This is a genomic window from Phreatobacter sp. AB_2022a, from assembly GCF_026847585.1.
GTDB lineage: Bacteria > Pseudomonadota > Alphaproteobacteria > Rhizobiales > Phreatobacteraceae > Phreatobacter.
In genome coordinates this window covers 14,917-34,460 of sequence record NZ_JAPSET010000035.1, presented here as the reverse complement: position 1 = coordinate 34,460, position 19,544 = coordinate 14,917, and the positions used below count along the sequence as shown (strand labels likewise).

The 19,544-nt window shown below is 69.6% G+C and carries 22 protein-coding genes; 14 read left to right on the top strand and 8 right to left on the bottom strand.

The genetic code is table 11. The features are described 5' to 3' along the window. Positions 1 to 208 precede the first annotated feature (208 nt). Both OZ671_RS22480 and OZ671_RS22475 read left to right on the top strand, forming a co-directional pair. Positions 209 to 712, top strand: coding sequence for a YcgN family cysteine cluster protein (locus OZ671_RS22480; RefSeq protein WP_268862790.1), 504 nt, complete (start codon positions 209 to 211; stop codon positions 710 to 712). Positions 713 to 795: 83 nt separating this feature from the next. Then, positions 796 to 1,221 (top strand): DUF1330 domain-containing protein, encoded by a 426-nt coding sequence (locus OZ671_RS22475; protein ID WP_268862789.1) that lies wholly within the window; start codon positions 796 to 798, stop codon positions 1,219 to 1,221. 86 nt (positions 1,222 to 1,307) lie between these two features. On the opposite strand, the gene OZ671_RS22470 is transcribed toward OZ671_RS22475, so the two are convergent. Both OZ671_RS22470 and OZ671_RS22465 read right to left on the bottom strand, forming a co-directional pair. After that, positions 1,308 to 1,787 carry a DUF992 domain-containing protein gene (locus OZ671_RS22470; protein ID WP_038309805.1) on the bottom strand — a complete coding sequence of 160 codons (480 nt, stop codon included), beginning with the start codon at positions 1,785 to 1,787 and terminating at the stop codon, positions 1,308 to 1,310. Between the two features lie 150 nt (positions 1,788 to 1,937). Further along, a complete protein-coding gene (locus OZ671_RS22465) occupies positions 1,938 to 2,603 on the bottom strand; it encodes a TetR/AcrR family transcriptional regulator (RefSeq protein WP_268862788.1) in 666 nt (221 codons plus the stop codon). A 147-nt stretch (positions 2,604 to 2,750) separates the two neighbouring features. On the opposite strand from OZ671_RS22465, the gene OZ671_RS22460 reads away from it, so the two are divergent. Beyond that, positions 2,751 to 3,644: an SDR family NAD(P)-dependent oxidoreductase gene (locus tag OZ671_RS22460; RefSeq protein ID WP_268862787.1), complete on the top strand. Its 894-nt coding sequence runs from the start codon at positions 2,751 to 2,753 to the stop codon at positions 3,642 to 3,644. Here OZ671_RS22460 and OZ671_RS22455 read toward each other — a convergent pair. The 3 genes from OZ671_RS22455 to OZ671_RS22445 all read right to left on the bottom strand — a co-directional run bounded on the left by OZ671_RS22455 (position 3,635) and on the right by OZ671_RS22445 (position 5,372). Then, positions 3,635 to 4,621 (bottom strand): NAD(P)H-dependent flavin oxidoreductase, encoded by a 987-nt coding sequence (locus tag OZ671_RS22455; RefSeq protein ID WP_268862786.1) that lies wholly within the window; start codon positions 4,619 to 4,621, stop codon positions 3,635 to 3,637. The genes OZ671_RS22460 and OZ671_RS22455 overlap by 10 nt on opposite strands. A gap of 199 nt (positions 4,622 to 4,820) precedes the next feature. Beyond that, complete coding sequence (rpsU, locus tag OZ671_RS22450) at positions 4,821 to 5,105, bottom strand: 30S ribosomal protein S21 (protein WP_268862785.1); 285 nt, start codon at positions 5,103 to 5,105, stop codon at positions 4,821 to 4,823. A gap of 36 nt (positions 5,106 to 5,141) precedes the next feature. Beyond that, positions 5,142 to 5,372 (bottom strand): hypothetical protein, encoded by a 231-nt coding sequence (locus OZ671_RS22445; RefSeq protein ID WP_038309813.1) that lies wholly within the window; start codon positions 5,370 to 5,372, stop codon positions 5,142 to 5,144. A gap of 847 nt (positions 5,373 to 6,219) precedes the next feature. Here OZ671_RS22445 and OZ671_RS22440 point away from each other — a divergent pair. Continuing rightward, entirely contained in the window at positions 6,220 to 6,945 is a 726-nt protein-coding gene (locus OZ671_RS22440; protein WP_268862784.1) for a sulfite exporter TauE/SafE family protein, read from the top strand. A gap of 103 nt (positions 6,946 to 7,048) precedes the next feature. Here OZ671_RS22440 and OZ671_RS22435 read toward each other — a convergent pair whose 3' ends face one another. Both OZ671_RS22435 and OZ671_RS22430 read right to left on the bottom strand, forming a co-directional pair. Further along, entirely contained in the window at positions 7,049 to 7,882 is an 834-nt protein-coding gene (locus OZ671_RS22435; protein WP_268862783.1) for a S1 family peptidase, read from the bottom strand. A gap of 8 nt (positions 7,883 to 7,890) precedes the next feature. After that, positions 7,891 to 8,628: a S1 family peptidase gene (locus OZ671_RS22430; RefSeq protein WP_268862782.1), complete on the bottom strand. Its 738-nt coding sequence runs from the start codon at positions 8,626 to 8,628 to the stop codon at positions 7,891 to 7,893. Between the two features lie 243 nt (positions 8,629 to 8,871). Here OZ671_RS22430 and OZ671_RS22425 point away from each other — a divergent pair, with 243 nt between their 5' ends. Beyond that, positions 8,872 to 9,054 carry a hypothetical protein gene (locus OZ671_RS22425; RefSeq protein ID WP_268862781.1) on the top strand — a complete coding sequence of 61 codons (183 nt, stop codon included), beginning with the start codon at positions 8,872 to 8,874 and terminating at the stop codon, positions 9,052 to 9,054. 22 nt (positions 9,055 to 9,076) lie between these two features. Here the strand turns inward: OZ671_RS22425 and OZ671_RS22420 are convergent, their stop codons facing one another. Beyond that, complete coding sequence (locus tag OZ671_RS22420) at positions 9,077 to 9,322, bottom strand: YdcH family protein (RefSeq protein ID WP_268862780.1); 246 nt, start codon at positions 9,320 to 9,322, stop codon at positions 9,077 to 9,079. 212 nt (positions 9,323 to 9,534) lie between these two features. Here OZ671_RS22420 and OZ671_RS22415 point away from each other — a divergent pair, with 212 nt between their 5' ends. The 9 genes from OZ671_RS22415 to OZ671_RS22375 all read left to right on the top strand — a co-directional run bounded on the left by OZ671_RS22415 (position 9,535) and on the right by OZ671_RS22375 (position 19,391). Continuing rightward, on the top strand, positions 9,535 to 9,810 hold the full coding sequence (locus OZ671_RS22415; RefSeq protein ID WP_268862779.1) for a PepSY domain-containing protein: 276 nt from the start codon (positions 9,535 to 9,537) through the stop codon (positions 9,808 to 9,810). A gap of 41 nt (positions 9,811 to 9,851) precedes the next feature. Next, on the top strand, positions 9,852 to 10,520 hold the full coding sequence (locus OZ671_RS22410; RefSeq protein ID WP_038309827.1) for a response regulator transcription factor: 669 nt from the start codon (positions 9,852 to 9,854) through the stop codon (positions 10,518 to 10,520). A gap of 3 nt (positions 10,521 to 10,523) precedes the next feature. Then, the gene (locus OZ671_RS22405; RefSeq protein WP_268862778.1) at positions 10,524 to 11,909 is read left to right on the top strand and encodes an ATP-binding protein; all 1,386 of its coding nucleotides are present in this window, start codon (positions 10,524 to 10,526) and stop codon (positions 11,907 to 11,909) included. Between the two features lie 97 nt (positions 11,910 to 12,006). Beyond that, positions 12,007 to 13,458, top strand: coding sequence for a hypothetical protein (locus OZ671_RS22400; protein WP_268862777.1), 1,452 nt, complete (start codon positions 12,007 to 12,009; stop codon positions 13,456 to 13,458). Between the two features lie 184 nt (positions 13,459 to 13,642). Next, the gene (ccmI, locus tag OZ671_RS22395) at positions 13,643 to 14,743 is read left to right on the top strand and encodes a c-type cytochrome biogenesis protein CcmI (RefSeq protein WP_268862776.1); all 1,101 of its coding nucleotides are present in this window, start codon (positions 13,643 to 13,645) and stop codon (positions 14,741 to 14,743) included. Positions 14,744 to 14,750: 7 nt separating this feature from the next. Continuing rightward, positions 14,751 to 15,230, top strand: a complete 480-nt coding sequence (ccmE, locus tag OZ671_RS22390; protein ID WP_268862775.1) for a cytochrome c maturation protein CcmE — start codon at positions 14,751 to 14,753, stop codon at positions 15,228 to 15,230. Between the two features lie 5 nt (positions 15,231 to 15,235). Then, positions 15,236 to 17,233 (top strand): heme lyase CcmF/NrfE family subunit, encoded by a 1,998-nt coding sequence (locus tag OZ671_RS22385; protein WP_268862774.1) that lies wholly within the window; start codon positions 15,236 to 15,238, stop codon positions 17,231 to 17,233. Next, positions 17,230 to 17,706, top strand: a complete 477-nt coding sequence (locus tag OZ671_RS22380; RefSeq protein ID WP_442957115.1) for a cytochrome c-type biogenesis protein — start codon at positions 17,230 to 17,232, stop codon at positions 17,704 to 17,706. Before OZ671_RS22385 ends, OZ671_RS22380 begins: the two co-directional genes overlap by 4 nt. Positions 17,707 to 17,864: 158 nt before the next feature. Further along, entirely contained in the window at positions 17,865 to 19,391 is a 1,527-nt protein-coding gene (locus tag OZ671_RS22375; RefSeq protein WP_268862773.1) for a Do family serine endopeptidase, read from the top strand. The last annotated feature ends 153 nt before the right edge of the window (positions 19,392 to 19,544 follow it).

Here is a 19,544-nt window from a genome sequence, read left to right as displayed (position 1 = left end):
GGAACAGGGTTACCGAGCCGGCCTTGCGCGCCGGCGCATAAGTTCCGACATCCCGGTCGGGCTGAGCGCGGCGGCGCAATTCGGATGGAGTTTGCAATAACTTGATTTGTATCGATATTTTGTCTCTCGGCGCAATCGTGTGGGCGGCACCCGCCGGTCCCGGCGGGCGTATTGGCGGCACGTCCCGGCCGCCGTGGAGGTTTGACTCATGAAGGCGCAGGGCGGGGCCGCAGGCCTTCCGATACCGGCCGAAGGAGAGCCGTTCTGGCGGCGGAAACCGCTGGAGGAGATGACCTCGGCCGAGTGGGAGAGTCTGTGCGACGGCTGCGCGCGCTGCTGCCTCAACAAGCTCGAGGAAGAGGAGACCGGCGTCATCCATTTCACCTCGGTCGCCTGCACCCTGCTCGACGGCGAAACCTGCCGGTGCCGCGACTACGACGACCGGCAGGCCAAGGTGCCCGATTGCGTCAGGCTGACACCCGAGGACGCGCGCAGTCTGCCCTGGCTGCCGCCGACCTGCGCCTATCGCCTGGTGGCGGAGGGCCACGATCTCTACTGGTGGCATCCGCTCGTTTCGGGGGCGGCCGAGACGGTGCATCAGGCCGGCATTTCGGTGCGCGGACGCATTACCGCCTGGGAACATGAGCTCGCCGAGCTGCAGGATCTGGAAGATCACCTGGCGGATTGGCCGGGCGAGGCGCCGGAAGGCTGAGCACCGCCGTTCGGCCGCCTTGAGCCGTGTTCGCTGCCGGGCGCAGGATCGCGCATCGGCCTGACGGCCGCCAGGAGCTTGTCATGACCCGCCATGTCGACCCGACGCGCGAACGCTTCCAGATGTTCAGGGACCTGCCGCGTGACCAGCCCGTGCACATGCTGAACCTGATCCGCCTTCACGCCGAGGCAGTCTATCCGGACGGGCGCAAGACCACGGGCCTGGAGGCCTACCGCGCCTACGGCCGGGAGAGCGGGCCGGTATTCCAGCGCCTCGGGGGCCGGCAGGTGTGGATCGGCAGGCCGGACCTCACCCTGATCGGCCCGGAAGCGGAGACCTGGGACATCGCCTTCATCGCCGCGTATCCGACCGGTGCGGCCTTCATCGAAATGCTGCGGGACCCGGTCTATCGCGAGGCGGTCAAGCACCGGCAGGCGGCGGTCGCCGATTCACGGCTCATCCGCATGCATCCGGGCGAGCCCGGCGAAACCTTCGGCACCTTGCGCTGAAAGCCTGCGGCCTGCCGTGACGATCAACGCGGAGGTGGCGGCGCGCCACCTCCGGACATGGCGTTCGCAATGGTCGGAGGATCGTCTCAGCGCCCTGGGCGGAGCCGCAGTTCCGCAACGCCGAGGGCAAGATTGGCGCCCGTCTGCGCCTGGACGGAGAAGGGCTGCAACGCCACCGAATTGCGCGAGCCGCCGACCAGCGCATTGGCGCCGAGGCCGACCGCGAGCGTCGCTTCCGCGCTGGCGCCGCCATAATTGCCGGCGAGCTGGTAGCGCTGATAGCGGCGCTGGGCGGTGAACACGGTCCAGGCCAGCACGCCGCGCCCGGTAATGCCGAGGTCGAGGCCATAACGGGCGATCCGCCCGACGTAATACTCCGGCCGTCCTCGCCGATCGGGCCGGAATTGGCAGGCAACGCCGCGCTGCGAGGTGACGATCAGGCCGATGCCGGCCGAGACGTCGCAGGTCAGCACGCCGGCGCGGACACGCTGCTGCGCGGCGGCGGGTGCGGCGAAGCCCGCGGCGAGGAGGGTCGCTCCGGCGAGGGCGATGAGGGGACGGTTCATGGAAATCTCCCGGTTTTCATCCACTGGAGAACAACGCGCTGGCCGCGGCCGAGTTGCCTTGGCCCTGGACGCCCCATGAATAGACCGCCTCGTGCACCCGCCGTCGAGGCGCATTGCGCGCCATGACGTGGCTGTGATCGGCTCCAGATTCTATGTCCCGCCGACCGGCCTCGCCGGCAGCAGCATCGCCATCACCTCCGGCACGATGGCGTCGACATAGGCTGCCATGTCCATCGGTCCGGCCTTTTCGGCAAGCCGGCCTTCGATGGCAAGCTGCGCGAAGCCATGGGCCGACGACCAGCAGCCGAGCACCAGGGCTTCCGCCGACCGGTCGAGCGGTGTGCCGGGCGTCCGGCCGAGATAGCGCTGCACATGGAGCTCGACGAGTTCCAGGCTGACATGCGCGGCGTTGTGCAGCGCCTCGGATTCCAGCAGCAGATCCTTGCGGTACATCAGCTTGAAGTGGCCGGGATAGGTCATGGCGAAGCGGACATAGGCAACGCCCATGGCTCTGAGCGCGTTCGTCGGATCGGCGTCGGCGGGGGCGTCCGCCAGCAGCGCCGATGCGAGATCCTCATTGCCGCGGATGGCAACCTCGGTCAGCAGCCCCGCGGCACTGCCGAAATGATGGGCGGGCGCTGCCGGCGAGACGCCGGCCCGCCGGGCCGCGGCCCGCAGCGTGAAGCCTTCGATGCCGCTTTCCATGAGAATGGCGTCGGTCGCTTCGATCAGGGCCGCCTGCAATGTCCCGTGGTGATAGGACGGCCGCCTCTCCGGGCCGGAAGCGGCAGGCGGCGAATTGCGACAATCGGTCATGTCACGCGGTCTTTACACTGTTAAGTTTGAATGCTACGCCTATCTTAACATCGTCAAGATTGATCCTGGCGCAAGATCCGATCCTCGCCCATGCCCTTAGCGGAGCACGATATGAGCGAAAATACCAAAGATCGCAGCAGCAGACGATTGGTCCTCGCTTCGGCCGCGCTCGGAACGGCGGCAGGGGTGGCTGGTCTTGCCGGCGGCCTCGCGCTCGGCACCGCCTCGCGTCCGCCGCGGGCGGCGGCGCGTGGCACGGCGCGGTTTGCCGACAAGGTGGTGCTGATCACCGGGGCGACGTCGGGCATCGGCCGTGCCGCCGCCAGGGCCTTTGCCGCCGAAGGCGCCAAGGTCGCCTTCTGCGGCCGCCGGGAGGAACTCGGCCGGGACGTGGAGGCGGAGATCCGCTGGGACGGAGGCGAGGCGACCTACATCCGCGCCGACGTCAGGGTCGAGCGCGATGTCGAGGCCTTCGTCGCCGCTGCGGTGGCGCGCTATGGCCGGCTCGACGTTGCCTTCAACAATGCCGGGATCACCCTGGAAAAGCCGCTGCACGAACTGACGGCGGAGGAATTCGACGATGTCAGCCATACCAATCTGCGCGGCGCGTTCCTGGCCATCAAATACGAGGTGCCGCATATGATCGCGGGCGGCGGCGGCAGCATCGTGGTGACCGCCTCATCCAACGCCATTGCCACCCAGGCGCGCCGCGCGGCCTATTCGGCGAGCAAGCGGGCGCTGATCGGTCTCGTCCAGAGCGCGGCGCTCGACTATGCCCCGCATGGCATCCGCGTGAACGCCCTGGTGCCGGGCACGACCGACACCGCGCTGGTGCGCCGCGCGGCCGGCATGGAGAACGTTCCGGACGCGGTCTGGCAGGTCGGCGCGGCCCAATGGGCCAAGAGCAATGTGCCGGGCCTCGGGCGCATGGCGCGGCCGGAGGAGATCGCCGCTTTCGCATTGACGCTGGCGTCCGACGAGCACGCCTTCATGACGGGCGCGGCCCTCGTCATCGACGGCGGCAAGACCGCTCACGCCTGACCGCTGCGATGGCCGACGCGGACGAGATCGGCGCCCCGGGCCAGCGCCTGCTCGGCCTCAGCCGTGATGCGCCGGACGATCGCTTCGGCCGGCTCGACCGCCCGGACCATGTCGGCGCCTTCGCCGATGATGACCGCGGCGATGTCGGTATTCCCGTCCTGGCGTGCCTGTTCGTAGCGGGTCTGCTCCGCGGCGAGATTGGCCTGCAATCCCGGAAGATCGCCATGCCACTGCCGGCTGAAGCCGTTGGCGAGCGTGCGCATGGTCCAGGGTTCCGGCCAGTCGAGGCCGCGCGCGAGATCGAACACGGAGCCGCGGATCGTGTCGTCGCCCGATGCCTCGACCGCCGCCCGCTTGGCGTTGGGATGGCTGAGAGCTTCGCTCGCCGCAAAGAAGGCCGTGCCGCAGACGGCGCCGCCGGCGCCCAATGCCAGGGCGGCCGCCAGTCCGCGCCCGTCGCCGATGCCACCCGCCGCCGCGACCGGGATGCCGCCAACCGCATCCACCACGGCGGGCACCAGGGGCAGGGTGGCCCGGCTCGACCCGTGCCCGCCGGCTTCCGTGCCCTGGGCGACGATCACATCGGCGCCGGCGGCCGCGGCGCGGCGGGCATCGGCGACCGTCTGGACCTGGACGATCAGCGCGACGCCCGCGGCCTTGATCCGCTCCGCAAAGGCCTCGACCGCGCCGAACGACAGAAACAGCGCGCGCGGTCGGCGGGCCAGCGTCAGCGCGAGCAGGTCCGGATCGCGGGCGAGCGCCCAGGTGATGAAACCGACGCCGATGGCGGTATTGCCGGCTGCCTCGATCTGGCTGGCGAGCCAGTCGCGATCGGCATAGCCGCCGCCGATGAAGCCGAGCCCACCGGCACTGCTCACCGCTGCCGCCAATGCTCCGCCGGCGACGCCGGCCATGGGAGCGAGAAGGACCGGCACGTCGAGGCCGAGCCGCTCCGTCAGAGGCGTGACGATGGGCATTTGGAGCTCCTGAAATGGGCGTCGGGCCTGGCCAGCCGGCAAGGCCGGTTCGCTTCGATCTTCCGGCAGAATCGCATCGGTGACCATCACTGCCGCTACTGGTCCCTGCGGCACTCTTGCCGCGGGTCGAGCCAATAAAAAAGCCAGGGCCGGTAAAGGGCCCTGGCTCGAATACGCCTGGAGGCTGCGCCTTGTGCGCTCAGGTCTTGGCGGTCTCGGTGCTGGTGACCGGAGCCGGGCGCGGCGGCCGCGCCGGACGGGGCTTCGGCTTCGGTGCGGCGATCAAACCCTCGCGGACAGCCTGCTTGCGCGCGAGCTTGCGGGCCCGGCGCACGGCTTCCGCCTTTTCGCGTGCCTTGCGCTCCGACGGCTTCTCATAGGCCGTGCGCTGCTTCATCTCGCGGAAGATACCTTCGCGCTGCATCTTGCGCTTCAGGGCCTTGAGCGCCTGGTCGACATTGTTGTCGCGAACCAGAACCTGCATGGAAAACCTCCTTCGGCTGGTATCTGAAAAAGAACGTCAGGCTTTCGCCTTGCGGCGCCAGAGCTGGAATCCCGACTGGGCGACGCCTGCTTCGATGGCGGCGCGCTTCAGGCCATGCGGCGGGCTGCGGTCGGGAAGAATCTCGCCGGTGCGCGTCCAGGGGCCGAATTTCTTCGGCAGCGTCGCGCCGGTCCTGTCGAGCGCGAAAGCCCCGATATCGTCGGAGGTGCTGGACTGGAACATGAAAAGACTGGGCCGAAGTGCCATGGGATCAAACCTCTTGCTCTTTTGAGTTGCGTACGACGGCCCGAAAGCCTCGACGAATGCAAAAAACAGCGGAGCCGCCGCCATCGCGTCCGATGGTGCAACTCCGCTGCGGTGGCCCGAAGCGCCGGCCGGCCATGGCCGGCCGCGCTCTGGACCGTGAACTTGCACGGGAAGGCCGCCGGTACATACGTGGTCGGCTCTCCTGCGCAAGGCATGCTGTGTCGGTCCGCAGACCCAAAAGGATCGGCTGCGGACAGGCCGCTGCGGAAGGTCCGCAACGGCCTTGTCCAGATTTCGTCCGGCATCGGCGCGGCCCTCATGGCCGCTCCTCATGGCCGCAACGCACGCAGGGTGCGAATACACGCACCACCTGCCGGCATCGGGCTGGACGAAACCCTTGATCGTTCCAGCGTCTGAGCCGCCCGCGGCTCGTGCCGCCGGTGCGAACCTCGCGCCAGACCTCGACCAGCACGCGGACTGTCACACGCGATCTTATCGATGTCTTGAAGGGAGAGGTCGTTAGCAAAGGCGCTCATGAGGCAGCGCCATGCCAAGTCATTCAACCGGAACGTCGAAAGTGCATATAGCCAGACTTGTTCCGAAATTCAAGGGTCACTCGGCCGGATCCTGCCGGATTTGGCGGGTCTCGGGCCCGGATCGAAGCCGAACACCAGCATCTTGAGCGTCCTCGACTGGACACCACGCCGCGGCAGGCGGAAGGCAGGAGCCAGTGCCTTGGACGGGCTTCGATCTCGTTTTCGCGCGCAGGGCAGGAACACGCCGACACCGCCGGTCTTGACCGACTCTGGCGGCGACCGGACAACGGTTGTCCCGGAGGGGCCGGCGGATGGAATACCTTCTCGTGCTCGCGGTAGGACTGGTCGCCGGAACGGTGAGCGGCGTCATCGGCACCGGTTCCACCATCATGCTCGCGCCGGTGCTCGCCTATTGTTTCGGCCCGCTCGAAGCCGTGCCGATCATGGCGGTTGCCTCGATCCTCGCCAATGTTTCGCGCATTCTCGCCTGGTGGCGCGAGGTCGACTGGCGGGCCTTCGCCGCCTATGCCGCGACCGGCGCGCCGGCCGCGGCGCTCGGCGCCCGCACGCTGGTCGCCATACCAGCGCGTGCCGCGGACGTCGCCATCGGCCTGTTCCTCATCGCAATGATCCCGATCCGGCGCTGGTTCGCTGCGCGCCGGTTCCGCTTCGCGCTGCGGCATCTTGCGGTGGCGGGCGCGCTGATCGGCTATCTCACCGGCATCGTCGTGGCAACCGGACCGATCTCGGTGCCGGTCTTCGTGTCCTATGGGCTGGCGGGCGGCGCCTTCCTCGGCACCGAGTCCGCCGGGTCGCTCGCCATCTATGTCGCCAAGGTGCTGTCGTTCCGCCAGTTCGGAGCTTTGCCGGGCGAGATCGTGGTCAAGGGCCTCATCACCGGCTCGTCGCTGATGGCCGGCTCCTTCCTGGCCAAGCGTCTCGTGCAGGCGATCGATGCCGAGCATTTCCGCTCCATGCTCGACGGGCTGATGCTGGCGTCCGGCCTCGCCATGCTCTGGGCCGCCTGGACCCATTGAGGTTCGCGGCAGGACAGCGTTTCAAGGAAAATAATCCTTGCAGAGACATGCCGATGCTGCTACGAGCAATGCAGCATCGCAAAGTTGCAGCCGGATCCGCCCCTTACTTGTCGAGCCGTGCCCAGGGCGGCAGGCCCTCGCGCTCCGGCGCACGCGGCGGCGGCAAGGTCGCGACGCGCGGATTGGCCGGAGCGCGGCTTTCGCCCGAGGCGATGGCGCCGCGGATCCACGGCGCGATCGAGACGACGGGCATGGCGATCGTCAGGAAGCCGCAGCCGCGCGTTTCGGTCGGGCCCGAGACCAGGCTGACGACACCGACGACATGACCGCCGGACAGGGCCGGCCCGCCGGAATCGCCCTGGCAGGCGGATGGGGCACGACCGGTCTCGAACAGGCCGGGTACGCCGAGCGCGGTATAGCCCGAGGGCGAGCGCTGGATGACCGGGAGCTCGACGCGGCGCAACTCGCCGCCGCTGCGCATGCTCTCGAGCCGTGGCCGGCCGAAGCCGGCAATGGTGACGCGCGAACCCTGCTGCGGCTCGCGCCCGCCGACGCGGGCCGGCCCGAAACCGGGCGGCGGCAGGTCGCGAATGGTGAGGACAGCAACGTCGATCGGCGCATTGCCGCCGGTCGGGCCGCGCACGCCGGGATGGCCGGCGGCGGCAAGAACCGGGGTCAGCGCCACGATCCGGCCGCTGCGGATGAAGGCGACGACCGCGACCCGGGCGCCGCGCACGCAGTGGGAGGCAGTCAGTACGCTGCGGGGGCCGACCAGCGTACCCGTGCAGCCGTTGGCATCGCCGGTGACGATCAGCACCGAGGAGCGGGCGAGGGGATCGGACGGCGGAACGACGCGTCCGCCGATGATTGCCTGCGCCGGGGCGCCCGCCGCCAGCACGGCGCCCGCAACCATGCCCGCCAGGCTGATCGACCTCATGAATTGATTCATCGTTGCGCTCCAAGACCCTGGATCGTCTCCTCGATCCAGCGGCGGTGAGGGGCGACGGGGACGGTCCCCGTCAGGGTTCCGCAGCGGGCCGTGCCTTGCCCGGTGCTCCAACTGACGATGCCGGCAACCACCGGCTGGCCGGCTTCGGTCGCAAAGACAGGACCGCCGGAATCACCGGTGCAGGCGCCACGCCGCGCGCCGGCCGGCGCGGTGAGCCGGACCTGATAGCTCGACGGCCGGCCGGTGACGGTGAGGGCCACTTCGCGCAGCACGCCCGCGCTGGCGCCATCGCCTTCCGCGACCGGTCCGTAGCCGACGAGACGGATGGTCGCGCCCGCCGCCGGCAAGGGCGCGGCGCTGAGGCCGGCAATCCGGCGGCCCTGGCCGATCGGTTCCGCCGTGCGCACGACCGCGAGGTCCACCGCTGTGCGCCGGTTCTGCCAGTCCGCGCGCCGATAGGCCGGGTGGATCGCGCGGGCGGTGATCTCGTTGAGAATCGGCTGGCGGTTCGGCCCGAACACCAGAACGGCGAGCCGCGGGCTGCCTTCGACGCAATGGGCCGCGGTCAGCACCAGCCGTTCGCCGACGACGGCGCCCGAGCAGAAGCCATTGCCCCCCGAAATCATCACGGTCTGGCTGGCGACGGGATCGGATGACGACAGGGGTGTGCCGCCGATCACAGCCAGGGCGGGGCTGGCAGGCATCAATGCCAGAGCAAGAACCAAGAACCGCACGTCGTCTCCTCGAAACCGGGGCGATCAGGCCCGCAACGCGGCGGGTCTGTCAATCCGATCGCCGCATCCGCGTGCCGGCCGGGCGTGAACCAGATCGTCCCGGCCGGCGACCCATTCCACATCAGCGAGAGGTTCCATGACCGTGCCTGCAACCAAACCACGCGCCGCGCGTTCGCCCGGCGTAGATCCGGTCTCACGGTGCGATGTCGTCAATGTGATCGCCGGCTGCTTGAGGATCGCGTCATGACCGCCTCAACCGTCATTCTCCTCGGCAAGCCGGCGGCCGCGCTGCCCGGATGGACCTTGCCCTTCCTGGTGCGTGTCGGCAGTCCGTCCGCGCTGAAGGCCGCCAATGGCGGGCCCGCGCTTTCGGTCGTTGCCGGCCGCCGCTGGACCCTCGGCGCACAGCCGGGGACGGCCGCCTGACAGACATGCCGTTCGCGCCGGCTCAGCTTCGGGCTGCGGCGATCATCGCGCCGATCTCGTTGAGGAAAGCAAGCCGCTGCTTCTTGAAATCCTCGAGCGTCTCGTCGGAGGTCGGCTCGAGCTCAGCCTCGATCCGGCCGATTTCGCGGTTCACCGCCGCAAGGCTTTCCAGGACCTTGACGAAATGGGCATTCGACGCCTTGAGCTTGGCGATCGCGTCGGCATCGTCGGGAAATTCGGCGGCGAGGTCGGTCGGCACATGGCTCATGTCGCTACTCCTGATGCGCTGGACGCTGCCCCCTGAGAGGGCCGAAGACGGCAGGCCCTCCTAGCTACACGGGGCCTTGTCGCACAACAAGCCGACCTGACCATGGCCGCCGGGTGGGGCCATTCATCGACCGTTCAGCCCGCGGGACTACCTTGCCCGCTCCTCCGCCATGGTCCATTCGACACATGACATTGCCCAAGATCTGCGCCGTCATGTTCGCGTTTGCCCTGGTGTCGACGCCGGCCCTTGCGCAGAGCTGCCTGACGCCCGCGGAACAGCGGGCGGCCATTGCCGGCAGCCAGGCGGTGCCGCTTGCCCAGGCGGCGCGCAACCTGCGGCCGGAGCATCGCGGCGAGGTTGTCAATGCCCGGCTCTGCCGGACCTCGGGCGGACAGCTCGTCTACCTGCTGACAGTCGTCGACCGGCATGGCAAGGTCGTGCGCGCGCGCTTCGACGCCGCGTCGGGCCAGCTTCTGCAGGCCCGGTAGGCGTCGGGCACTGCCTGCGAGCCAGAACAAGGAATTGAAGCGTGCGACTGCTCGTCGTCGAGGACGATCCGGATCTCAACCGGCAGATATTCACCGCCCTGACCGACGCCGGCTATGTCGTCGACCGCGCCTTCGACGGGGAGGAGGGCTACTACCTCGGCGATTCCGAACCCTACGACGCGGTGGTGCTTGATATCGGCCTGCCCAAGATGGACGGCATCTCGGTGCTGGAGCAGTGGCGCCGGTCCGGCCGGACCATGCCGGTGCTGATCCTGACGGCCCGCGACCGCTGGTCAGACAAGGTGCAGGGTTTCGACGCCGGGGCCGACGACTATGTCGCCAAGCCCTTCCACATGGAGGAGGTGCTGGCACGCCTGCGCGCGCTGCTCAGGCGCGTGGCCGGCCAGGCGACCAACGAGTTCAATTGCGGCCCGGTGCGGCTCGATGCGCGCGCCGGCCGGGTGACCGTGGACGGCAACCCGATCAAGCTCACGTCGCACGAATACCGCCTGCTGGCCTATCTCATGCACCAGCAGGGCAAGGTGGTGTCGCGGACGGAACTCGTCGAGCATATCTACGATCAGGATTTCGATCGCGATTCCAATACGATCGAGGTCTTCATCGGGCGCCTGCGCAAGAAGCTGGGCGTCGATGTGATCCAGACCGTGCGCGGCCTTGGCTATATCCTCCAGCCGCCCGAGGCGGCCTGACCGGTGCCCGCCGTCCGCGCCCCCTCGCTCGCGCGGCGCCTGTTCGTCCTGGCTCTGACCTTCGCGGTCGTGCTTCTGACCATTACCGGCCTCGTCCTGGCCCAGGTCAATCGCGACGCGGTCGAGCGCGGCTTCGACCGGCGCCTCGGCGTCTACGTCAAGCTGCTGATCGCGGATGTCGCGGGTGCCGCCGACGATCCGCAGATCCAGATCGGCGCCAATCTCGGCGAGCCTCTGTTCGAACTGCCGCAATCCGGCTGGTACTGGCAGGTCACCCGCGTCGACGGCGGGCGCAGCGATGTGCGCGCCTCGCGCTCGCTGTTCGAGGGCCGGCTGCCGAGCCTCGGGCCGGGACCAATTCCCGAAGGGCCGACGCGCTCACGCGAGGGCTATGTCGCCGGTCCCACCGGGCAGCGGCTGCGGGCCGTGGAACGCACCATCGAGCTCGGCGAAGACGGCGAATTCGTCGTCATGGTGGCGGGTGACGCCGACGAGATCACCGGCGCGGTCAGCCAGTTCAACCTCACCTTGGTCGTCACGCTCGTCCTGCTCGGCATCGGCATGGTCGTGGCGGCGCTGCTGCAGGTGCGCGTCGGCCTGACGCCGCTGAAGCGGCTGGTCGGCGGCCTCAGCGCCATCCGGACTGGCGAAAGGGAACACCTGGAAGGCACGTTCCCGGCCGAGATCGCGCCGCTTGCCCGCGAGGTCAACGCGCTCATCGACACCAACAAGGAGATTGTCGAGCGCGCGCGGACCCATGTCGGCAATCTCGCCCATGCCTTGAAGACGCCGATCTCGGTAATCCAGAACGAGGCGGCGGGGCGCGCCGACCCGCTGGCGCTGAAGGTGGGCGAACAGGTCGGCATCATGCGCGATCAGGTCAACCATCACCTGGAGCGGGCGCGTGTCGCGGCGCGCGTCCAGGTCGCCACCACGACGGTGCCCGTGGCGGAGGTCGTCGGCGGGCTCGCCCGCACCATGGAGAAGATCCATCGCGACCGCGAGCTGAAGGTGACCGCCGACGTCCCTGCCGGCCTGACCTTCCGCGGCGAACGCCATGACCTCGAGGAAATGGTCGGCAATCTCGTCGACAATGCCTGCAAATGGGCGGACCGACGGGTGCTCGTCACCGTGCGGCCGGAAGCCGCCATGTCGGCCGCCGACCGGGCCTTCTTCACCGTGACGATCGACGATGACGGGCCGGGCCTGTCGGCCGCCGACCGCGAGGCCGTCGGCCGTCGCGGCAAGCGCCTCGACGAGACCAAGCCCGGTACCGGGCTCGGCCTCTCCATCGCCTCCGAACTCGCCGCCCTCTATGGCGGGCGGCTGGTGCTGGATGCCGCGCCGCTCGGGGGGCTTCGCGCCATCCTGCGCCTGCCGACGGTCTGAGCCAGCCGATTGACCGTGACGTGACAGGTCAGCTAGGCGCTGAGCAGACCAGCCGGCCAACCGATTCTTAACCGCGCCGGGCCTAACTTTGGCGTCCATGTCTGAGCTTGCGACCGCGGCGGATCAGGAGACGGCACCCGCATCGCCGGGCGAGCGGCTGCGCGCCTATCTGGGCGCCCTGCCGACGGAGGCAAAGGCGCTGCTCGCGAGCGAATTCGAGCGGGCGCGGATGCGCGGCGAAGATCTGCCGGGCGGGGAAATGGTGCTGGCGCTGCTCCGCACCGACCTGCGCGAGGCGGCCGATCCGGACGATCCGGAAGAGCCGGCCGCGCGCTCGGAGCAGGCGGCCCGGCTTCTGTTCAGGCCGCTCGAGCCGTTTCTGATCGACGAGCGGCTGGAGGCAAAGACCCGGGGCCGCATCATGCGCGACTCGGTCCAGGCGATCTGGACCTGGGTCCGGCGCGATCTGAAACCGGCCGAAACCAAGGTCTTCGAGGCGGCGGTGCTCGCCGCCAGCGCCGCCGACGATGCCGAGGCCGTCAACTATCATTGCGCGAAGTTCGTCTCGGTCATGATTCCGGCGATCGAGGCCAAGCTCGGCGCGACCGAAGGCGGCGAACCGGCGCGCAAGCGCCTTGCCGCGCATCTCGGCGACGAACGCGTGCTGGACGACGCGGTCGACATCATCCGCGTGCTGCCCGATATCGGCGCGCTGGTGCATCTGCCCGCCCGCCTGCCGGCCCACATCAAGAATTTCGCCGACGAGGGGCTCGACAATGCCCGGCAGCTGCTCGACCCGATCGCCCTCCGGCGCCCCTCGCTCCTGCCCTTCGCGCTCGCCCTGGTGCAGACCCGGCTGGTGCACCGCTACCAGATCGTCCGCCTGGCGGTGGCGGCGGCGGAGAGCGACGATCCCGCCAAGATCGCCAGCCATCCCTATCGCCATGCGGTCGAGCTGGTGCTCGCCGATGCCGAGCGGGCGCTGCTGGCCGCGGCCGCGGCCCTGAAGGTCAACCGGCCGCAACTGGTCGCAGCTGCCGTGAAGGAATTCCACGATGCGGCGCGCGCGCTGCGCACCGACATGAATCTCGCCGGCGACGGGCCCTGGCAGCGGCGGCTCGCCCGCATGCGCGGGACGCTGGCGCGCCAGCTCTCGGCCGAGATCGACGGCGTGCCCGGCCAGATCCGGCGGCTTCTGCGGGCGCCGCAGCGCGACGACGTGACCCACGAGCCGATCAGCCCGGAGGCCGTGGCCGATGTCGAGAACCGTCTCGACCTCCTGACCGTCTGCCGCAATTCGGCCTCCGAAATTGCTCTCAACGAGATCACCGTGCGTGTTTTCGGCGAGATCCAGGGTTATCTCGATCCGCGGCTGACCCAGCTCCTCGAGGCGATCCGCAGCGCTCCCGATGTCGATCGTGCGCTGAAGATCGCCCAGATCGACGCCGGCATCCGGTTTTCGGCGCGGATCTTCGGTGCGAGCTATGCGCAGTTGCTGCAGAAAGCCGCCGATGTCGCCATCCAGAGTGGCAGGAATCCGGGCCGCTGAGGCCCGTTCCGCCGGCCCGCAGGCATGGCCCGGGCGCCAGGCCCCGCAAGCCTGGGCATGATTGCCATTTGATCGCCGTCATTGTCGCCGATGCCCGGCTGGTCTATTGCGCAGTCCGACCGCGACGCATGGTCCGGTGGCCTCCACCGGCGCCGCGCCTTATGTCTGCGGCATGGATGGGTCGATGACGGTCTGGTTGGTTTTTGCGGTGATGACGGCCGCCGCGGTTTTCGCGGTCCTGCTGCCGCTTGCCCGCTCAGGCGAGGCTGCGGCCCGCCGGTCCGGCTCCGACCTTGCCGTCTATCGCGACCAGCTCGCCGAACTCGACCGCGACCGTGCTGCCGGCCTGATCGGAGCGGCGGAAGCGGAGGCCGCGCGCCTCGAGGTCTCGCGCCGCCTGATCGCCGCCGCCGACCAGGCGGGGCGGGGGCTGGACGCGTCGCTGAAGCGTCGGCGCATCGCCGCGGTGATCGCGCTCGTCGTGGTGCCGCTGGTTGCGGTCGGGGTCTACGGCGCCCGGGGCCGGCCCGACTATCCCGCCCAGCCGCTCGCCGGCCGGCTGCAGCCGGCGCCCGTCGATCGCGACCTCGCGACGTTGATCGGCCGCGTCGAGGCGCACCTTGCGGCCAATCCAGAAGACGGCCGCGGCTGGGAGGTGATCGCGCCGGTCTATGTCCGGCTCGGTCGCGGCGCCGATGCCGTGAAGGCGCGCGCCAATGCGCTGCGCCTGCTGGGCGCGACGGCCGACCGCGAGGCCGATCTCGCCGAAGCGCTTGTGCTGCAGGCCCAGGGCCAGGTCGGCGCGGAAGCGCGGGCCGGTTTCGAGCGGGCCCTGGCACGCGAGCCGGGGCATCCGAAGGCGAGCTATTTTTCCGGCCTTGCCGCCGAGCAGGCCGGCCGGCCGGACGAGGCGCGCGCCATCTGGACGCGGCTCGCCGAAGCGGCGCCGCCGGGCGCGCCCTGGCTGGCGACCGTCAGGGCCGAGATCACCCGCCTCGGGGGTACCCCGCCGGCAGTCGCTGCTGCGCCTGCGGCGCCCAATGCGGCGCCGGCCGGCCCGACGCCGGCCGACATCAGGCGGATGGTCGACGGGCTCGCCGCGCGGCTCGCCGCCGATGGCAGCGATTTCGAGGGCTGGCTGCGGCTCGTGCGGTCCTATGCCGTCCTCGGCGAAACGGCGAAGGCCCGGCAGGCCGCGGCGCAAGCGCGCGGCCGCTTCACCGCGGAGGCCGACAAGCTCGGCCGCCTCGACGCGCTGGTGCGCGAACTGGGTCTGGGAGGCTGACGGTCCGATGACCCGCAAGCAGCGCCGCCTCACCCTGATCGGACTGGCACTCGGCGTTCTCGGCCTGGCCGCCGGCCTCGTGCTCTATGCACTGTCCGGTTCGATCACCCTGTTCAATTCGCCGACCGACGTCGTGGTCCGTGCGATCCAGCCCGGCCAGCGCATCCGCCTCGGCGGCCTGGTCGAGACCGGCTCGGTCGAGCGCGGCGACCGCCTGCAGGTGCGCTTCAAGGTCACCGACGGCCAGAACGCCGTCGCCGTGTCCTATACCGGCGTGCTGCCGGACCTGTTCCGCGAAGGACAGGGGGTCGTGGTCGAAGGCGTGGTCGAGCCCGACCGGCACTTCCGGGCCGACAGCGTGCTCGCCCGCCATGACGAGAACTACATGCCGAAAGAGGTTGCCGACAGCCTGCGCCAGCAGGGACATTGGCGGCCCGGCGAGCCGGCGGCGGCCGGCAACGCCGCCGGCACCGGTGCGACGAGGTAGCGACGATGTCACCCGAGATCGGCCATTATGCCCTGGTTCTGGCGCTTGCCCTGGCCCTGATCCAGTCGGTCATCCCGGTCTGGGGCGCGCGCAAGGGCGATGCCGTTCTGATGGGCATTGCCGGGCCGGTGGCGCTCGGCCAGTTCCTCTTCATCGCGCTCGCCTTCGCGACCCTCACCCACGCCTATCTCGTGTCCGACTTCTCGGTCGAGAACGTCTATCTCAACAGCCACCCGGCGCAGCCGCTGATCTACAAGATCTCCGGCGTCTGGGGGAACCACGAAGGCTCGATGCTGCTCTGGGTGCTGATCCTGGGGCTGTTTTCGGCGCTGGTCGCGGCGTTCGGGCGCAACCTGCCGCTCAGCCTCAAGGCCAACGTCCTGGCGGTGCAGGGCTGGATTACCGTCGCCTTCCTCCTGTTCATCCTCAAGACCTCCAATCCCTTCACGCGCCTTGCGCCGGCGCCGCTCGAAGGGCGTGATCTCAATCCGCTGCTGCAGGACCCCGGCCTCGCGATCCATCCGCCGCTGCTCTATGTCGGCTATGTCGGCTTCTCCATGTCGTTCGCCTTCGCGGTCGCCGCGCTGATCGACGGCCGGATCGACGCGGCCTGGGCGCGCTGGGTCCGGCCCTGGGCGCTGACCGCCTGGATGTTCCTGACGGCGGGCATCTCGATGGGCTCGTTCTGGGCCTATTACGAGCTCGGCTGGGGCGGCTGGTGGTTCTGGGATCCTGTCGAGAACGCTTCGCTCATGCCCTGGCTCGCCGGCACTGCGCTGCTTCACTCGGCCATCGTCATGGAAAAGCGCGACGCGTTGAAGGTCTGGACGGTGCTGCTCGCCATCCTCACCTTTTCGCTGTCGCTGCTTGGCACCTTCCTGGTGCGTTCCGGCGTGCTCACCTCGGTCCATGCCTTCGCCGTCGATCCCGAGCGCGGCGTGTTCATCCTCGGCATCCTGATGGTCTTCATCGGCGGATCGCTCGCGCTCTATGCCTGGCGGGCACCGCTCCTGAAGCAGGGGGGCCTGTTCGCACCAGTCTCGCGCGAGGGCGCGCTCGTGCTCAACAATCTGTTCCTGACGGCGGCCTGCGCGGCGGTCTTTGTCGGCACGCTCTATCCGCTGGCGCTCGAGGCGCTCACCGGCGCCAAGATTTCGGTCGGCCCGCCCTTCTTCAACTGGACCTTCGGGCCGCTGATGGTGCCGCTGCTGGTCGTCATGGTGTTCGGGCCCTTCCTGGCCTGGAAGCGCGGCGACCTCTACGGGGTCGCTCAGCGCATGACCTGGGCGATCGGCCTCGGGGTCGGTGCGGTCCTCGCGGCCTATGCCGTCACCTGGGGCGGCCCGGTGCTGGCGCCGGTCGCCATCGGTCTTGCGATCTACATCATTGCCGGCGCGCTGCTCGATGTTTTCGAGCGCATCCAGCTGTTCCGCGCGGCCGCTTCCGTCAGCCTGGCGCGCGCCAAGGGCCTGCCGCGCTCGGCCTGGGGCACGGCGCTCGCCCATGCCGGCATCGGCGTCATGCTGCTCGGCATTGTCGGGGAGACCGCCTACCGCCAGGAGCTGATCGTCCAGGTCAAGCCTGGCGAGACAGTGTCGATCGCCGGCTATGACCTGACCTTCGAAGGCCTGTTTCCCGAGACCGGGCCCAATTACCGCGACGTCGTCGCCCGGCTGAGGGTGGCCGAAGGCGGGGTGGCGACGGGTTTCCTCAATCCGGCGAAGCGCGTCTTCACCGCCCGCAACATGCCGACCACCGAGGCGGCGCTGAAGACGCGCTGGCTGTCGCAGCTTTATGTCTCGCCGGGCGAACCGGCGGCCGACGGCTCCATCGCGCTGCGCTTCTACTACAAGCCCATGGTGCTGCTGATCTGGATCGGCACGCTGTTCATGGTGTTCGGCGGCCTGATGTCGCTCTCCGACCGCCGCCTGCGCGTCGGCGCGCCGAAGCCGGCCGCGCGGCGTGCGGCGCCGGCCGTGGCTCCCGTCGAGGCGGCCGAATGAGGGCCCGGCTCGCGCTGCTGCGGGCGCTTGCCGCCGCGCTCGTCCTGGCGCTCGCGTCGCCGGCTTTCGCCGTCCTGCCGGATGAGCGGCTGGCCGACCCGGCGCTGGAGGCGCGCGCGCGCGCCCTCAGCCAGGACCTGCGCTGCATGGTCTGCCAGAACCAGTCGATCGACGATTCGGACGCGAGCCTTGCGCGCGACCTCAGGCTGCTCGTCCGCGAGCGGCTGAAGGCCGGCGACAGCGACAGCCAGGTCCTGGCCTATCTGGTCGACCGCTATGGCGAGTTCGTGCTGCTGACGCCCAGACTCAGCCGCCAGACCGTGCTGCTCTGGGCGGCGCCGGCCACCTTCCTGGTGCTCGGCGGGCTCTACATCCTCTTCGCGCTGCGCCGCCGCAGACAGGTGGCTCCCGCGCCGCCCGAACCGCTGACGGACGAGGAAAAGGCCAGGCTGGACGCCATCCTGAAGTCGTGATCGGCGGCCTGCGGTCCCACATGGAGCCCGGCGCCGGGCTTCGCTTCGGCGACCTTACCAAACTGTAATCTCCCGGTCAGAGCGCCGTAATCTCGGCTCCACCATTGTCCCGGGCAACCACGGTGCTCCCGTGTCCCGTTTCGATGGAGAGACAAAGCATGTCACCCCGCCTGCGCACCACCCTCTACGGCACCGTTGCGGCCCTCGCCATTGGCGCCGGCGTCCTGCAATTCCAGGCCGCCCCGAGCACTTTCATCGCCCCGGCTCACGCCCAGAGCAGCCAGGCCGCCGCCTTGCCGTCCTTCGCCGATGTCGTCGAGCGCGTCCGCCCGGCGGTCGTCTCGGTCCGCGTCTCGCGCGCCGCCACCAGCGAGCAGATGTCGTTCCGTGAAATTCCCGGCCTCGAGGACGGCGACGGCATGATGGAACGCTTCATGCGCCGCTTCGGCGAAGGCCCGCGCGGCGAGCGCGGCGAACGCTTCGGCCGTGGTCCGCAGCGCGGCGGTCCGCGCGCGATGGCGCAAGGCTCCGGCTTCTTCATTTCCGCCGACGGCTATGTGGTGACCAACAACCACGTCGTCGAAGGCGCGACCGAAGCCGATCTCGTCATCGATGGCGGTCGCACCGTGAAGGCCAAGGTCGTCGGGACCGACCCGCGCACCGATCTCGCCCTGCTGAAGGTCGACGGCTCGAACTTCCCGTTCGTTCGCTTTGCGAGCCAGGCACCGCGCGTCGGCGACTGGGTGCTGGCGGTCGGCAACCCCTTCGGCCTCGGCGGCACGGTGACCGCCGGCATCGTCTCGGCCCGCGGCCGCGACATCGGTTCGGGCCCCTATGACGACTTCCTGCAGATCGACGCGGCGGTGAACCGCGGCAATTCCGGCGGCCCGACCTTCAACGCCGCCGGCGAGGTGATCGGCGTCAACACCGCGATCTACTCTCCGTCGGGCGGCAATGTCGGTATTGCGTTCGCCATCCCGGCCGAGACCACCCAGACCGTGGTGGCGGCGCTGCGCGAGACCGGCACGGTGGCGCGCGGCTGGATCGGTGTCCAGATCCAGCCGGTCACCGAAGAGATCGCCGAGGGCCTTCGCCTGACGAAGCCGGAGGGGGCGCTGATCGCCGGCGTTCAGTCCGGCAGTCCGGCGGCCCGCGCAGACCTGAAGCCGTCCGACGTCATCACGGCGGTCGATGGCCAGCCGGTGAAGGATGCCCGGGAGCTCAGCCGCCGCATCGGCACGGCCCATCCGGGAGCGACCGTCCGGCTGACCGTCATGCGCGACGGCGCCGAGCGCACCGTCAACCTGACGCTCGGCCAGATTCCCAACGAGCGCCAGGCCTCGGCGCGCGGCGAGCAGCCGGGCGAACGTCGCGACGAGCCGTCGGCAAGCCCGCAGGTTCCCCGGCTCGGCCTGTCCCTGCAGCCGGCCGGTCGCGGCGGCAAGCTCGGCGGCAGCGGTGAAGGCCTGGTCGTGACCGAGGTCGACCCGTCGGGGCCGGCTGCCCAGCGTGGCGTTCGCGAGGGCGACGTGATCATGGATGTCGCCGGCCGGCCGGTGTCCTCGGCCCGCGACGTGCACGAAGCGCTGGCCGCGGCCCGTGCCGAAGGCCGCCGTTCGGCGCTCATCCGCCTGCGTTCCGGCGAGGGCCAGCGGTTCATCGCCATCCCGTTCAGCGCGAGCTGAAAAAAAGTTCGACGGGCTTGAACCTTTTTCGAGCCCGTCGCGACACACTGTCGATCCGGAGTGGCAACCCCCCCAGTCGCCCCCCGCCACGACGGATCGGTCTCGGGCGAGGCGGACGGGCCACACACCGTCCGCCTCGTTCCGGTTTGCGGC

Bases quoted from the DNA above. Each gene is read 5' to 3' on its own strand.
- OZ671_RS22415 (WP_268862779.1), top strand. From the start codon at position 9,535: ATGTTCGCGTTTGCCCTGGTGTCGACGCCGGCCCTTGCGCAGAGCTGC.
- OZ671_RS22445 (WP_038309813.1), bottom strand. From the start codon at position 5,372: ATGGCACTTCGGCCCAGTCTTTTCATGTTCCAGTCCAGCACCTCCGAC.
- OZ671_RS22475 (WP_268862789.1), top strand. From the start codon at position 796: ATGACCCGCCATGTCGACCCGACGCGCGAACGCTTCCAGATGTTCAGG.
- OZ671_RS22480 (WP_268862790.1), top strand. From the start codon at position 209: ATGAAGGCGCAGGGCGGGGCCGCAGGCCTTCCGATACCGGCCGAAGGA.
- OZ671_RS22470 (WP_038309805.1), bottom strand. From the start codon at position 1,787: ATGAACCGTCCCCTCATCGCCCTCGCCGGAGCGACCCTCCTCGCCGCG.
- OZ671_RS22420 (WP_268862780.1), bottom strand. From the start codon at position 9,322: ATGAGCCATGTGCCGACCGACCTCGCCGCCGAATTTCCCGACGATGCC.
- ccmI (WP_268862776.1), top strand. From the start codon at position 13,643: ATGACGGTCTGGTTGGTTTTTGCGGTGATGACGGCCGCCGCGGTTTTC.
- OZ671_RS22435 (WP_268862783.1), bottom strand. From the start codon at position 7,882: ATGAGGTCGATCAGCCTGGCGGGCATGGTTGCGGGCGCCGTGCTGGCG.
- OZ671_RS22465 (WP_268862788.1), bottom strand. From the start codon at position 2,603: ATGACCGATTGTCGCAATTCGCCGCCTGCCGCTTCCGGCCCGGAGAGG.
- OZ671_RS22375 (WP_268862773.1), top strand. From the start codon at position 17,865: ATGTCACCCCGCCTGCGCACCACCCTCTACGGCACCGTTGCGGCCCTC.
- OZ671_RS22400 (WP_268862777.1), top strand. From the start codon at position 12,007: ATGTCTGAGCTTGCGACCGCGGCGGATCAGGAGACGGCACCCGCATCG.
- ccmE (WP_268862775.1), top strand. From the start codon at position 14,751: ATGACCCGCAAGCAGCGCCGCCTCACCCTGATCGGACTGGCACTCGGC.
- OZ671_RS22425 (WP_268862781.1), top strand. From the start codon at position 8,872: ATGACCGCCTCAACCGTCATTCTCCTCGGCAAGCCGGCGGCCGCGCTG.
- OZ671_RS22440 (WP_268862784.1), top strand. From the start codon at position 6,220: ATGGAATACCTTCTCGTGCTCGCGGTAGGACTGGTCGCCGGAACGGTG.
- OZ671_RS22455 (WP_268862786.1), bottom strand. From the start codon at position 4,621: ATGCCCATCGTCACGCCTCTGACGGAGCGGCTCGGCCTCGACGTGCCG.
- rpsU (WP_268862785.1), bottom strand. From the start codon at position 5,105: ATGCAGGTTCTGGTTCGCGACAACAATGTCGACCAGGCGCTCAAGGCC.
- OZ671_RS22380 (WP_442957115.1), top strand. From the start codon at position 17,230: ATGAGGGCCCGGCTCGCGCTGCTGCGGGCGCTTGCCGCCGCGCTCGTC.
- OZ671_RS22385 (WP_268862774.1), top strand. From the start codon at position 15,236: ATGTCACCCGAGATCGGCCATTATGCCCTGGTTCTGGCGCTTGCCCTG.